General features: G+C 67.5%; 17 protein-coding genes. 7 read left to right on the top strand and 10 right to left on the bottom strand.

The annotated features are described in order from the left end of the window. Nucleotides 1–52 precede the first annotated feature (52 nt). Nucleotides 53–520: a YbaK/EbsC family protein gene (locus U6115_RS15425; RefSeq protein WP_043577523.1), complete on the top strand. Its 468-nt coding sequence runs from the start codon at nucleotides 53–55 to the stop codon at nucleotides 518–520. A gap of 6 nt (nucleotides 521–526) precedes the next feature. Here the strand turns inward: U6115_RS15425 and U6115_RS15430 are convergent, their stop codons facing one another. The 7 genes from U6115_RS15430 to U6115_RS15460 form a co-directional block, all read right to left on the bottom strand. After that, the gene (locus U6115_RS15430) at nucleotides 527–1,801 is read right to left on the bottom strand and encodes a flagellar assembly protein T N-terminal domain-containing protein (RefSeq protein ID WP_043577526.1); all 1,275 of its coding nucleotides are present in this window, start codon (nucleotides 1,799–1,801) and stop codon (nucleotides 527–529) included. Beyond that, complete coding sequence (locus tag U6115_RS15435) at nucleotides 1,802–2,482, bottom strand: LPP20 family lipoprotein (RefSeq protein WP_043577528.1); 681 nt, start codon at nucleotides 2,480–2,482, stop codon at nucleotides 1,802–1,804. Nucleotides 2,483–2,595: 113 nt separating this feature from the next. Then, nucleotides 2,596–3,510 carry a GlxA family transcriptional regulator gene (locus tag U6115_RS15440; RefSeq protein ID WP_043577533.1) on the bottom strand — a complete coding sequence of 305 codons (915 nt, stop codon included), beginning with the start codon at nucleotides 3,508–3,510 and terminating at the stop codon, nucleotides 2,596–2,598. Next, nucleotides 3,503–4,408, bottom strand: a complete 906-nt coding sequence (locus tag U6115_RS15445; protein WP_043577534.1) for an EamA family transporter — start codon at nucleotides 4,406–4,408, stop codon at nucleotides 3,503–3,505. Before U6115_RS15445 ends, U6115_RS15440 begins: the two co-directional genes overlap by 8 nt. Next, on the bottom strand, nucleotides 4,395–4,607 hold the full coding sequence (locus U6115_RS15450; protein ID WP_043577537.1) for a DUF1737 domain-containing protein: 213 nt from the start codon (nucleotides 4,605–4,607) through the stop codon (nucleotides 4,395–4,397). The genes U6115_RS15445 and U6115_RS15450 overlap by 14 nt, the downstream gene beginning before the upstream one ends. Before the next feature lie 169 nt (nucleotides 4,608–4,776). Next, complete coding sequence (locus tag U6115_RS15455) at nucleotides 4,777–5,331, bottom strand: isochorismatase family protein (RefSeq protein ID WP_043577540.1); 555 nt, start codon at nucleotides 5,329–5,331, stop codon at nucleotides 4,777–4,779. Between the two features lie 98 nt (nucleotides 5,332–5,429). Continuing rightward, complete coding sequence (locus U6115_RS15460; RefSeq protein WP_043577543.1) at nucleotides 5,430–6,047, bottom strand: LysE family translocator; 618 nt, start codon at nucleotides 6,045–6,047, stop codon at nucleotides 5,430–5,432. A gap of 187 nt (nucleotides 6,048–6,234) precedes the next feature. Here U6115_RS15460 and U6115_RS15465 point away from each other — a divergent pair, with 187 nt between their 5' ends. The 6 genes from U6115_RS15465 to U6115_RS15490 all read left to right on the top strand — a co-directional run bounded on the left by U6115_RS15465 (nucleotide 6,235) and on the right by U6115_RS15490 (nucleotide 11,803). Further along, a complete protein-coding gene (locus U6115_RS15465; protein WP_043577547.1) occupies nucleotides 6,235–7,677 on the top strand; it encodes an aminotransferase-like domain-containing protein in 1,443 nt (480 codons plus the stop codon). Nucleotides 7,678–7,947: 270 nt separating this feature from the next. Beyond that, complete coding sequence (gene infA, locus U6115_RS15470) at nucleotides 7,948–8,214, top strand: translation initiation factor IF-1 (protein WP_043577550.1); 267 nt, start codon at nucleotides 7,948–7,950, stop codon at nucleotides 8,212–8,214. A 44-nt stretch (nucleotides 8,215–8,258) separates the two neighbouring features. After that, nucleotides 8,259–8,444 carry a hypothetical protein gene (locus U6115_RS15475; protein WP_043577552.1) on the top strand — a complete coding sequence of 62 codons (186 nt, stop codon included), beginning with the start codon at nucleotides 8,259–8,261 and terminating at the stop codon, nucleotides 8,442–8,444. Nucleotides 8,445–8,593: 149 nt separating this feature from the next. Further along, nucleotides 8,594–9,910 carry a glycoside hydrolase family 19 protein gene (locus tag U6115_RS15480; protein WP_043577554.1) on the top strand — a complete coding sequence of 439 codons (1,317 nt, stop codon included), beginning with the start codon at nucleotides 8,594–8,596 and terminating at the stop codon, nucleotides 9,908–9,910. Between the two features lie 109 nt (nucleotides 9,911–10,019). Then, nucleotides 10,020–11,165 carry a methyltransferase gene (locus U6115_RS15485; protein ID WP_043577556.1) on the top strand — a complete coding sequence of 382 codons (1,146 nt, stop codon included), beginning with the start codon at nucleotides 10,020–10,022 and terminating at the stop codon, nucleotides 11,163–11,165. Nucleotides 11,166–11,266: 101 nt separating this feature from the next. Beyond that, the gene (locus U6115_RS15490; RefSeq protein WP_043577559.1) at nucleotides 11,267–11,803 is read left to right on the top strand and encodes a P-loop NTPase family protein; all 537 of its coding nucleotides are present in this window, start codon (nucleotides 11,267–11,269) and stop codon (nucleotides 11,801–11,803) included. Between the two features lie 68 nt (nucleotides 11,804–11,871). Here the strand turns inward: U6115_RS15490 and U6115_RS15495 are convergent, their stop codons facing one another. The 3 genes from U6115_RS15495 to U6115_RS15505 form a co-directional block, all read right to left on the bottom strand. Next, entirely contained in the window at nucleotides 11,872–12,252 is a 381-nt protein-coding gene (locus U6115_RS15495; RefSeq protein ID WP_043578029.1) for a hypothetical protein, read from the bottom strand. Nucleotides 12,253–12,388: 136 nt separating this feature from the next. Beyond that, a complete protein-coding gene (locus U6115_RS15500; RefSeq protein ID WP_043577562.1) occupies nucleotides 12,389–12,697 on the bottom strand; it encodes a thioredoxin family protein in 309 nt (102 codons plus the stop codon). A gap of 56 nt (nucleotides 12,698–12,753) precedes the next feature. Further along, nucleotides 12,754–13,200: a VOC family protein gene (locus U6115_RS15505; RefSeq protein WP_043577564.1), complete on the bottom strand. Its 447-nt coding sequence runs from the start codon at nucleotides 13,198–13,200 to the stop codon at nucleotides 12,754–12,756. Nucleotides 13,201–13,232: the final 32 nt, after the last annotated feature.

The following is a 13,232-nucleotide window of genomic DNA, read 5'->3' on the forward strand; positions in this document are numbered from 1 at the left end:
GGCGGGCGAAGCGGGAAATAATGGCTGAATCTCCCCAGCGAAAGAACCGCCCATGAGCCTGGAATCGGTCCGCCAGTTTCTATCGGCCCAAGCGCCGCACATCGCCATCATCGAACTGCCGGTCAGCACCGCCACCGTGGCGGAGGCCGCCGCCGCGCACGGCGTGGAAGCCGGCCGCATCGCCAAGACGCTGGCCTTCCGCCTGAACGACGGCCGAGAAGTCATCCTGGTGGCGCGCGGCGACGCCCGCATCGACAACCGCAAATTCAAGGACGCTTTCGGCAAGGGCAAGATGCTGCCGCCGGAAGAAGTGGAAGCCATCACCGGCCACCCGGTGGGCGGCGTCTGCCCGTTCGGACTGGCGAGCGAACTGCCGATCTACCTGGATGTGTCGATCCAGGCTTTCGACGAAGTGCTGCCGGCCGCCGGCGCGGTTCACAGCGCGGTGCGCATCAGCCCGCAGCAGCTGCGCGACATCACCACCGGACAATGGGTGGATGTCTGCCAGGCTTTCGCCTGACGCGCGTCAGCGCCCGGGCACGAAGCGCACGTAATCGCCTTCGGACACCGGCTGGCTGTTGCTCTGCGCGATGCCGATGGAGAAGTTGGGCTGCACCTGCACCAGGCTGACGTCGCCGTTCAGGGTTTCCGGCATGCCCAGCTCGCGGCCGGAGATCAGGTCGCGCACCGGCTGGCCGGGCACGCGCCGATACAGCAGCAGCTTGTCCCCCACCGCCATGCCGTCCAGCAGGCCGGCGTTGATGTAGACACGCTTGCCCTCCTGGCGGACGATGCGGGCGGAGAACGGGATGCAGGAAATGATGTCGTTCACCCGCTGCGCCGCCCGGTCCATCAGCTTGTCCACCAGCCTGCCGTAGTCGCCTTGCCAGAAGGCGGCGGAGGCGAAAGGCTGCGGCGACGGCGGCACCACCTGGCCCTTGGCCAGGCCGCTGACGCGCTCGTTGGCCAGCAGCGAACCGGTCAGGCCGTCGTAAATCCAGACTTCCGCGTCGAACTGGCGCTGGGTGGGCACATACTTGACCCCCATGCCGAACATGCCGGCGAAGGGGCCGTTATAGAACGATCCCTGCTGGCTGGTATTGTTGGATTCGAAGAACGAGGGACGCGCGCCCTTGCCGGTGACCGAGGTGGACAGCACCCTGCCCGCCACAACGAACTGCACGTCCTCGCGCTGGCCCAGCTGGCTGGCGATGTCCCAGCCGGCGGCGGGCTCGGCGATGCGGCTGTCGGCCAGCACCGACACCGTGTTGGCGTCGCGCACCGTCAGCATGCTGTTGCGCGCCAGCCGGCGCGACAGCTCGGTCGGCAGCGCCGTCGCCAGGTCCGGCATGTCGGAAGCCTCGGCCGGCCGCTCCACGCCGAAATAGGTGGTCACCAGCTTGCGCCGCAGCGAACGGCCCGGCGGCATCGCGCAGGAGGGGTCGCGGGGACGCGGGGCTGCGGCGGCAGGATCGCCGGCGTCCACCTGCACCTTGACGTGGTACAGCTTGCCCTGCTGGTATTCGCTCACCACTTTGACTGTGCCCTGCACCGCGCCGGACGCCGTCAGCGTGCCGGATTCGCTGGCGCGGCCGTTTTCCAGCACCTGGGCCGACTCCACCCGCGCGCCCTGGCGAATGGCGATCAGCTTGAGCGCGTCGCGCAGCGCCATGTCGCGCGCCGCCACCAGCCCGTTGTCCAGCGGCGCCACCCCTTCGGCGGAAAACACCTCGGCGCGGGCCGGACCGCTCAAAAGAAATGCCGCCACAAGGGCGGCAATGGCCAGTCCGTTTCTTTTCATTTACTGGTTCACGTAGAAATTGCTGCTGAAGCGGGCCGGCGCGGCGGCTGGCATCGCCTGCATGCTGTTGCTGCTGGTGGTCGCGCCGACGGCGCCGGTTTCCTGCGAGGCCTTCATCACGCTGCCGGTCTTGTCCAGCGCGTTCTTGAACTGCTTGTAGAACTCCTGATCCAGCGTGATCTCCGCCACCGCCTCGCTGGTGCCGTCCGGCTTCATGCTGGTGGAGACGATGGACACGCCGCGCAGATAGGCGTCCACATAGGTGCGGAAGCTATCGCTGTTGGCGATCATGTTGGACACCGCGCTATTGCCCACCAGTTTCATGCCCTGCACCTGCTCCGCGATGGAGCGGAAGGCGTCCAGCCTGGCCGCCCGCATCGCCAGCAGCTTGCGCTGCGAGGGCGTCAGGCTGTTGGTGTAAGGCGCCGCGCCCGTTCCCACCACCCGCACGACGATGGGTTGGTAGGGGTTGACCTCCTTGATCAGCACCTTGGTTTCCTCGCTGCTGCCGTCTTCGCCGGAGCCGACGAAACCCACTCCTGTCGGCGTCATGCCGGAGTCGCGCGCCGGCGCGGCCATCGGCATCGGCTGCGCCTTCGGCGGCGTGGACGCGGCGCAGGCGGACAAGCCGGCCAGCAAGACAAGAGAAGCGATACGGGGCAAGCAGCGGGCAGTTTTCATGGCAGTTACCGATAGATATTGATCGAATGGTATGAACCATTCTCGGACCTCGTCAACCCGAACATCGGCTAAAACTGATGAAACTTGAGAAAAGCGCCGCGTAGCGGCACGCCTCAGGCATTCGCGTCCATCGCGCGGTCCATCTGGCGGGCCGAGGAGAAGCCTGCCGACAGCGCCGCCTTCTCCTTGCCCAGCCCCGCCGCGCGCCACTGCCGGGCCAGCGCCAGCCGCAGCGCGCGGTGGTAATCGTGCGCGGTGACGCCGGCATGCTCGCGGAACAGGCGCGACAGGTGGCGGGCGCTGACATGCACCTGGTCGGCCAGCTCCGGCAGCGGCCAGTCCCGCACCGGATCGGCGCAGATCAAATCCTGCGCGCGGTGCAGCGCCGGGTGCAGATGGCTGCGCCAGGCCAGCCATGGCGACAGTTCCGGATCCTGCGGCGAGCGGCGGAAATACACCACCATTTCGCGCGCCGCGGCGCGGGCGATGGCCGGCTCGGCCAATTCGCCTATCAGATGCAGCGCCAGATCGATGCCGGCGGTGATGCCGGCGCTGCTGTAACAATGCCCATCCTGCACAAACACCCGGTTTTCCTGCACCCGGGCCGCCGGCGCCAAGCCGCGCAAACGCTCCAGCAAGGTGTGGTGGCTGGTGCAGGCGCGGCCGTCGAACAGTCCCGCCTCCGCCAACAGCAAGCTGCCCGAGCAGATGCCTGCCCAGCGCACGCCGGCCTGGCCGCGGCGCGCCGCCAGCCAGGCCACGATGCGGCGCGCGTCGGGCGTGGCATAGGCCTGTTCCGACGGCGTGGAGCCGGGCACCACCACCAGCGCGCCGTCCGGCAGCGTTTCCGGCAAAGGCGACAAACCGCTCAGCGGCAAGCCCAGCGAAGTGCCGACGCCGGCCGTCGCGCTGACGAAATTCAGGCGAAAATCGGCGCCCAGCTGCGCGGCGACCCGGAAGGCGTCGGCCGGGCCGGCCAGGTCCAGCAACAGCAGGCTGGGCGGCAGCACGAAATAGATTTCACGCACGGCTGGCCCTCCCGGCGCCGGCGGCGGCCAGCAAACGGCCGCCGAACACCGTGGCCAGCAGGCCGGCCATCAACAAGCCGCTGCCGGCCAACTGCTGGGCAGTCAAGCGTTCGCCCAACAGCCAGTGCGAGGCCATCAGCCCCACCACCGGCACCAGCAGCGAAAACGGCGCCACCTTGGCCGCGGCGTGGCGCGCCAGCAGCCGGCTCCACAGGCCGTAGCCGAACATGGTGGCGACAAAAGCCAGGTAGGCGACGGCGAACAGCGACTGGCCGTCGAAACCGCGCAGCGCCGCGGCCATCCGCTCGCCGCCCTCCAACCACCACGACAGCAACAGGAAAGGCAGCGGCGGCGCCAGGCTGGACCAGATCACCAGCCCCAGCGGCTCAACCTTGAAGCCGTCGCGGCCGATCGCGCGCACCACGATATTGGAAGCCGCCCAGCTGGTGGCGGCGGCGATCGTCAGGCCGAAGCCCAGCGCCGTCATGTCGCCGCCCTTGCCCATGCCTATCAGGGCCAGCCCGCCCAGCGCCAGCGCGAGGCCAGCCAATTGGCTGGCCTGCCAGCGCTCGCCCAGAAACACCCTGGCCAGCAGCAGCGTAAAGAAGGCCTGCGATTGCAGCACCACCGAGGCGAGCCCGGCCGGCATGCCCAGCTTGATCGCCGAAAACAGGCAGCCGAATTGCCCGACGCCCATCGTCAGCCCGTACAACGCCAGATAGCGCCACGGCAGCGCCGGCCGCCGGACGAGGAACACCGCCGGCAGCGCCACCAGCAGGAAGCGCAGCGCACCCAGCAGCAACGGCGGCACGCCGGCCACGCCCCATTTGATCACCACGAAATTCACGCCCCAAGCCAGCACGATGGCCAGCGCCTGCGCCAGATCAGCCAGCGGCATCGTCGCTCCCCGGCCACAGCACCGCCTGCGCGACGATCACCCGCTCGCCGTTGAAGGCGGCGGCCGGCGAGCCGTACAGCCGATAGCCCAGCGCCAACGCCTCGCTCACCCGCTGGCAGAAGGCCGAATCGTCCGGGCCGGTCAGCAGCCGATAGGCCGGCAGGCCGCCGGGCGGGGTATGGGATGCGGATTGCGGCATGGCTACTCCTTATCTGGACAAATCGAATGACAACACCTTATGCCATGCCGGCGGCAAGCGGCAAGCGCAGTTTGGGAGGCTGCCGATGGCCGCCCCGGACTCGGCTCCGCCGCCGGCGCGCGGCGCCCGGCCAACTCGCCAGGCGCCGCGCAGCGGGGGCGGAACCCGCTCAGTCTGCCATCCGGCGCAGCGCCTCCTCCACCGTGACGATGGCGGCGAAGCGGCCGGCCAGCACCAGCTCGGTGCGGGCGCGGATGTCGGCGGCGCTGTAGGTGACGCCGCTGCCGGCATGCGTCATCGGAAAGGTCAGCGTCGCCTCGGTGACGAAATCCACCTCGTAGCCGAGATCGGACGCCACCCGGGTGGTGGTTTCGCAGCATTGCTCGGTGCGGATGCCGGAAATCACCAGTTTCTGGATGCCGTGCTTGATCAGCCAGGTCTGCAGGCCGGAGTCGGTCAGCGCGTTGTGCACGTGCTTGACGAAGGTGGCCGCCGGCTGGTGGGTCATCCAGTCCAGCGGACGCACCAGGCCGGAGGCCGCCGAAAACGGCCCGTCTTCGCCCGCCTGATGCAGGATGTTGATCACCGGCACGCCGCGCGCCTGCGCGCCGGCGATCAGCGCCTGCTGCGCCGCCTGGTAGGCAGGCAGATCCTGCTCGGTCCAGAACGGACGGTGGCGGAAGGATTCCTGAACATCGATCACCAGCAATGCGGTCTTTTTCATTTCGCCTCTCCCGGCGGTGTGGACATGGACATCATCGTAAGGCGAATAAAGCCAGTGAATAAGGCCGCCAACAGACAATCACCTGCCAAAAAAGGACATCATGCCATCCGGGCAATCACCGGAGCCAGTTCGTCGTACAGCAGCCATAGCGCGGTGACGGCCATCAGCGCCCCCATCGTCAGGTTGTACATCAGCAAGGCGTGCGGCGCGGCCAGCCAGCGCCGCAGCCGCTCGCCGCCCCAGGCCCATACGCTGATGCACGGCAGATTCACCGCCGCGAACACCACGGCCAGCAGCAAGGCCGCCGCCAGCTTGGCGCCGCCGGCCGGCATGAACAGGATGGACGCGTTCAGCACCATCACCCAGGCCTTGGGATTCAGCCACTGGAACATCGCCGCGCCGACGAAGCCCAGCGGCCTGGCCTGCTCGCGCGCCTCCGGCCGGCCGGCGCGGGCGATCTTCCACGACAGCCACAGCAGATAGACGCAGCCGGCCGCGGCCAGCGGCAAGCGCCACGACGCCAGCCAGCCCAGCGCTTGCGCCAGCAGCATGGCGACGACGAACACCTGCAGCGCGCAGCCCAGGCTGATGCCCAGCATGTGCGGCACGGTGCGGCGAAAGCCGAAATTGACGCCGGACGAAGCCAGCATCAGGTTATTGGGCCCCGGCGTGATCGACATCAGGGCGACATAGGACAGCAAGGCGAATTCGGGCATGTTTTCTCTCCATCAAAGCGGCAAGCGGCGCCACCGCCCTTGCCCACCCCCACATGCTAAGCCGGAGCGCCAAATGGATACAGAATCAGAAATTCCGTATTGATCTGGTTACAGATTGCTATTTTCAGACACTGTCACCATCCACTATGATGACTGCTGTGCCCCACCGCTCCGACAAGGCCCGCGCATGCAGAACCACGCCTCCACCCTTTACCAGCAACTGGCTGACGACCTGTCGCTGGCGATCAGCCGCGGCACCTTGCCGCCCGGATCGCGGCTGCCCTCGGTGCGCCGCACCGCGCACAGCCGCCAGCTCAGCCTCAACACCGTGGTCAGCGCCTACCGGGTGCTGGAAGACCGCGGCCTGGTCGAAGCGCGGCCGCAGTCCGGCTATTACGTGCGCGCCAGGCTGCCGTCGCCGGCGCGGCCGGCCTCCACCCGCAGCGGCCCGGCCACCCCCACCCGCGACGCGGTGCTGGACCTGATAGGCACCGTGCTGCAGGCGCAGCAGACCGAGGGCTTCATCGACCTGGCGCTGGCCTGCCCGCGCGGCGGCGACTTCTACCCGGGCAACAAGCTGGCGCGGCTGATGGGGCAGATCCTGCGCCGCCAGCCCGGCATGGTCAGCACCTACGCGCTGCCGCCGGGCTCGGAGCGGCTGCGCACCCAGATCGCCCGCCGCGGCATGGACCTGGGCATGGCGCTGCAGCCGGACAACATCATCCTCACCCACGGCTGCATGGAAGCGCTGCAGCTGGCCTTGCGCGCCGTCACCCGCCACGGCGACGCGGTGGGGCTGGAATCGCCCACCTACTTCAACCTGCTGCCGTTATTGGCCAGCCTGGGGCTGAAGGCGGTGGAAATCCCCACCGACCCCCAAACCGGCCTGTCGATAGACGCGGTGGAGGTGCTGCTGGCCGAACGGCGCATCCAGGCGCTGGTGGCGATGCCCAACGTCCACAACCCGCTGGGTTGCTGCATGCCGCTGGAGGCCAAGAAGCGGCTGGCGCGGCTGGTCAACCACTATCAGGTGCCATTGATAGAAGACGCGCTGTACGCCGAGCTGCAGTTCGCCGACACGCTGGCGCCGGCGGTCAAGGCCTTCGACGAGGACGGCTGGGTGATCGTCTGCGCCAGCTACACCAAGACGCTGGCGCCGGACTTCCGCATCGGCTGGATGGAAGGCGGCCGTTTCGACGCCCAGCTGCGCAAGCTGAAATTCGCCTCTTCCGTGGCCGAGCCGGTGGTGCTGGCGGAAACGCTGGGCGCCTTTCTCGAATCCGGCGGCTACGACCACCACCTGCGCACGCTGAAGCGCCGCTACGCCGCCCACGTGGAGAAGGTGCGCGGCCTGATCGCCCGCCACTTCCCGGCCGGCACCCGCGCCACCCAGCCTCAAGGCGGCTTTCTGATCTGGCTGGAGTTGCCGGAAGGCTGCGACAGCGTGGCGCTGTTCCACGCCGCGATGGCCGAGAAGATCAGCCTGATCCCCGGCCCGCTCAGCTCGCCCGGCGGCCGCTACCGCAACGCGCTGCGGCTGTCCTGCTGCTACCCGCTGGACGAGCGTTACCTGGCGGCGCTGGTGCGCGTCGGCCAATTGGCCGGCCAACAGATCGCTCCGGAAGCATAGCGGCCGCGCAGGAAAACCCCGCCAGGCCGGCGCCGCGACGGCTCGCATAAACAAATTTGCTGACCGAAGCGCTGGATAGCGGTAGAATGCCGGCTGCCTCATACTTTCGACATCCGGCCAGCGGCCCGATGTCCTGCCTAGCCCGTTGGGTTGCCCGTGTGCCCCTAGCCTGCTTGGTCACCGAATTGAAGCTCCATCGCAACGCTCGCGGCCGCGAAAATGGCCGGCCGCACGGGCCTTTGCACTATCCGTATTGAGAAAGGAATCGTTATGTCCAAAGAAGACATGATCGAACTGGAAGGTGTTGTCATCGAAATGCTGCCGGAATCGCGCTTCCGGGTAAAACTCGACAACAACGTTGAAATCCTGGCCTACGGCTCCGGCAAGATGAAGATGCACCGCATCCGCGTTCTGGTCGGCGACCGCGTCACCGTGGAAATGTCGCCTTACGACCTGACCAAGGGCCGCATCAACTTCCGCCACCCCACCGCCAATGTCGGCGGCGGCTCCCGCCCGCCGCAACATCGGCGCCGTTGATATTTCAGGCATGGCCGCGATGCGGTCACGCCCTTGGTACCTGAATGAAAGTAAATGAATTGCAGCCAGGCGATCTGGTCACCGAACAACACGGTCAAGACACGGTCGCCTTTGAAGTAGTGGCAATCCAGCAGTTGGGCCGCCGTTTCGCGGTCACCTTCCGCTCCGCGCTCGGCCTCGGCAGCGCGCATTACGCCGGCGACGCCTGGATCAGCGCGATGCGCCGTTGAGCCATCGCCGAATCAGACCCGCCGCCTCTCCCCCTTGACGCAAGCCAGCTCCAGCAGCGACTTTCCGCAAGCAAATCATTTGACATATTTCAAATTGGTTCCATAGTGGTATTGCGTGCCATTTGGCATGAATCCCACAAGGGTCCACCATGAAACTTGTCGCACTCGCCTTGACGCTGTTGGCCGGCTCCGCCCTGGCCGCCCCGTGGAATGCCCACATCGCCTACCAGAAAGGCCAGGTCGTCCAATGGCAGGGCCGGGACTGGCAGGCCAAATGGCCGACCCGCGCCGAAACGCCGGGCGCCAATCCCAAAGGCTCCTGGATCGCCCACGTCGGCGCGACGGTACGTCGCATGGACGACGCCGCGCCGCCCATCCCCACGCTGCAGCAGGCGCTGCAGCATGAGGCCGACCTCACCAACAACGACTTTTTCCGCAAGGTGAAAGCCTCCATCCGCACCCTGCCCAGCGACCAGGTGGAACTGGTGTCGCCAGGCCGCGCCGCCAACCCGGTCAACGTGCGCCGCGTGGAGCGCCTGCTGCCGTCGGCCAAGTGGGACTACTACTTCACCCGCCGCGACCCCAGCTACACCTACACTCGCTTCCTGCAGGCGGTGGCCAAGTTCCCCGGCGTCTGCGACGACTACAGCGACGGCCGCGACGCCGACGCCATCTGTCGCCACAGCCTGGCCACCATGTTCGCCCACTTCGCCCAGGAAACCGGCAACCACGACGCCAGCGACACCGTGCCGCAATGGCGCCAGGGCCTGGCCTACCTGCGCGAAATGGGCTGCACCGACAGCGGCCCCGGCTGCGGCTACAACACCGAATGCGACGACCCGGTGTTCAACAAGGTATGGACCTGCGGCAAAAACGCCGACGGCAGCTGGAAGAAGTATTTCGGCCGCGGCGCCAAGCAGCTGTCCTACAACTACAACTACGGCCCGTTCTCGCAGGCGATGAACAACGGCGACCAGTCGGTGCTGCTGCAGAACCCGGACCTGGTGGCCAGCACCTGGCTCAATCTCGCCTCCGCCACCTTCTTCTTCGTCTACCCGCAGCCGCCCAAACCGTCCATGCTGCACGTGATAGACGGCACCTGGGTGCCCAACGCGGCCGACATCGCCGCCGGCGCCGGCAACAACTTCGCCACCACCATCCAGATCATCAACGGCGAATGCGGCGGCGGCACCGAGCGCCAGGCCGCGCAGAACCGCATCGACTACTACAAGCAGTTCGCCCATGACCTGGGCTGGGATTACGGCGCGGAGCAGCTGTCCTGCGCCAATATGCAACGCTTCACCGCCGCCAGCTCCGCCGCCTACAACATCTACTGGGAAAAGGACTGGAAATGGGGCGACGACTACCAGTGCCAGCTGGTCAGCTACCAAACGCCGTACAGCGCGCTGCAGGCCGGCAACTACCAGCACTGCGTGGAGGACAACTGGGGCATCAAGCTGAAATGAGCCCTGACGACGCGCCGGCCCGCCCGGCGCGTTTTTCAGGTGACGGCCGGGCCGCTTGCGTTTACCATTCAGCCCTTTCCCGCCGTCCCACCCTTTCCGACCCCACGCCATGACCGACATCCAGCAGCCCGGCGCCGCCGACCACCCCACCGCGCATTGGCAGGAAGCCGGCGCCGAACGCAGCGCCCGCTGGCGCTCCGAAGCCGGACTTCCGCCGCCCAAGCGCATCGTGATCGCCGACGACAGCCTGTCCGCCGACGCCGCCTACAAGCTGGCCTGCGAAGGCGGCACCCTGCTGTGGCGCGGCGACTACCAGAACGCCCGCCAGCTGCTGCAGGCGCTGGCGCGGCGCGTGGACCGCAAGGGCGCCAAGCCCGGCGCCACGCCGCTGGAATCCTTCCACCTGCACCGCCAGGCGCAAGGCCGCCGCGCGCAGATCCTGTCGCGGCTGGTGCTGCCGCTGGACGCCGACTACGCCATCCCGCTGCGGCGCGCGCCCGACTTGCGCCAGGCCTGCCGGGAAGCCTACGGCGAAGGCGGCGAAGCCTCGCTGGTGTCGCTGCGCGAGCTCCTGGGCCTGGTAGGCGCGCACGAATGGCGCAAGAAAGGCGTGGAAGTGAAGGCGCTGGCCGCGCGCATCCACCCTCACTACGGCGTATTCGCGCCGATACGCGGCGAATACGTCGACCTGGCGGCCGACGCCCCGCTGCCGGGCGCGGAGCTGGCCTTCGACATCGGCACCGGCAGCGGCGTGCTGGCGGCGCTGCTGGCCAAGCGCGGCGTGGCCCGCGTGGTGGCCACCGACCAGGACCCGCGCGCGCTGGCCTGCGCCGCCGACAATCTGCAGCGCCTGCAGCTGGACGGCCGGGTGGAGCTGCGGCGCGCCAACCTGTTCCCGGAAGGCCGGGCGCAGCTGGCGGTGTGCAACCCGCCCTGGCTGCCGGCCAAGCCGAGCTCGGCGATCGAATACGCGGTCTACGACCCGGACAGCGCCATGCTGCGCGGCTTCCTGGACGGCCTGGCGGCGCACCTGCTGCCCGGCGGCGAAGGCTGGCTGATCTTGTCCGACCTGGCCGAGCATCTGGGCCTGCGTTCGCGCGAGCAACTGCTGCAATGGATAGACCAGGCCGGCCTCGCGGTGCTGGGCAGGCTGGACGTCAAGCCCAGCCACAAGAAAGCGGTGGAACAAATCGACGGCCTGAGCGCGGCGCGCCAGGCCGAAATCACCAGTTTGTGGCGATTGGGCGTTAAATAAACGACAAGGGGCCGGCAAACCGGCCCTTTTTTATGCGAAAAGAATTTACCGGGCGCGCCAGCGCGGCTAGAATCACCGCCCCTCCCACCCCGAGCCCCGCCATGACCGACGCCAGGCGCATTCTGATCGTAGGCTGCAGCTGCTCCGGCAAAACCACGTTTGCCGGCAAACTGTCCCGGGCTACCGGCATCCCGGCAGCCGACCTCGACCCGCTGTACTGGGGCCCCGGCTGGACGCCGCGACCCGCCGAGACCTTCCTGCAATCGGTCCGGCATGCCGCCGATCAGCCCAACTGGATCATCAGCGGCAATTACAGCGCGGCGCGCCACCTGCTCTGGACGCGCGCCACCGACATCATCTGGCTGGACTACGACTTTCCCTTGGTGTTTTTCCGCGCCATCCGGCGCACGCTGGGGCGCTGCATCAGCCGCCGGGAACTATGGAACGGCAACCGCGAATCGTTTCGCCAGAGCTTCCTGTCGCGCGATTCCATTCTGCGCTGGGTAGCTTCCAGCCATGGCCGGCTGCGTGCCGACTTCGGCCGCGCCAAGGCGCAAGCCGATTACCCGCAGCTGCGCTGGCGGCATTTCCGCTCGCCGGCCGAAGCCGAGCGCTTTCTGCGCCAGGCGGCCGTCTAGCCCGGCCGCAACGCGAACGGGCCGGACGCCGCTCAGCCACGGCGCCCGGCCCGATTCTTCGCTTCATTTCAGAATTGCACCTGCTTTTCCAGCGTCAGCACCTGCTTGATCTGCCCCGCGGTCCAGGCGCTGCGGGCGGCGTGCGGCGCGCACGCTTGCGGGTGGGTTTCGTTGCCCACCACCCGGAACATGCCCTGATAGGCCCAGCTGCTGGCGCTCTGCTTCAGGAATACCGGGATCGCCCCGCCCTGGCGCGCCAGCTGTTCGCCGGCGGTGCGCTCCGGCGGGCAGGAGTTGCACAGGATGACATGGGGCGCGTCCGGATTCAGATCCGGCCGCAGGCAGGCGGCCACCACCTTGCCCTTCTTGCGCGGCAGGTAGGAGTGTTTGTTGCCGCCGACCACGGCGTGGATTTCTTCGCGGGTATAGCTTTTGCCCAGTTCGAACATGGATATCTCCATCACGTCGGAACCTGCCCATGCAACCCATTTGCATGAATCAGGCCCGGACAGGCAAGATAGCCAAAGCCGCCTAAAAATCTGCTAAAGCCGGCGAGCCGCCGCGCAAAATCGGCATCAAACCCTTTTACGGCGCGAGCAGCGCCTCCAGCTCGGCCGCATCTTGCGGCCGCGCCGCCCGCGCCAGCTCCACGCCATCGCGCAGCAGAATGAACGATGGCCACAGCTTGACGCGAAACACCCGCCCCAGCCGCTTGCCCTTGCCATCCTCCAGCGCCAGATGGCGCAAGCCAGGATGCGCGGACAAGAACTGCGCCAGCAAGGGCTGCGCGCCCTGGCAATGCGGACACCAGTCGACACCGAATTCCAGCAGCGTCAGGCCCGGCAGCGCAGCGACATCCTCAGGCGCGGGATTGTCGACCAAGTAATGGCCCATGATGGCCTCCTCAAAGAAAAACACCCGCTGGCGGCGGGTGTCGGAAATCTCGCGAATCAGACGGCCAGCTGGCCGCCCAGCTTCAATTTTCCGACCAGCCAGGTGTGGTCGTAGCTGACGATCTCGAACGGATTGCCGAACGGATCGACGAAGGACAGCGCGCAGAAGAAGCGGTGGTCATGCACCGAGTCGCGGGCGATGGTCTGGCCCTCGCGGTTGGTGACGCGCTCGCCCGCCAGCTGGTCTATCCATTCGACGAATTCCTGGCCGCTGACCACGAAGGCCACCGCGCCCTGCGCCCCGGACGCCGCTGCGTCCGCGTCCTCGCTGATGGCCAGCCGCACATTGCCGCTGGCGTTGGCCAGCATGGCGTTGTTGTGCTCGCCGTCGGTCTTGTAGCGGGCATCCTGACTCAGCCCCAGCACACGCTGGTACCATTTCAGGGCCGCGGCCACGTCCTTGACGCGGATGTGGATGTGATCGATCTTGCCTAAGCTCAGCATGCCTACCTCTTGATGTGCGGTGGTGTGTCGCC

It is taken from the genome of Chromobacterium subtsugae (genome assembly GCF_035919665.1).
Lineage (GTDB): Bacteria > Pseudomonadota > Gammaproteobacteria > Burkholderiales > Chromobacteriaceae > Chromobacterium > Chromobacterium subtsugae.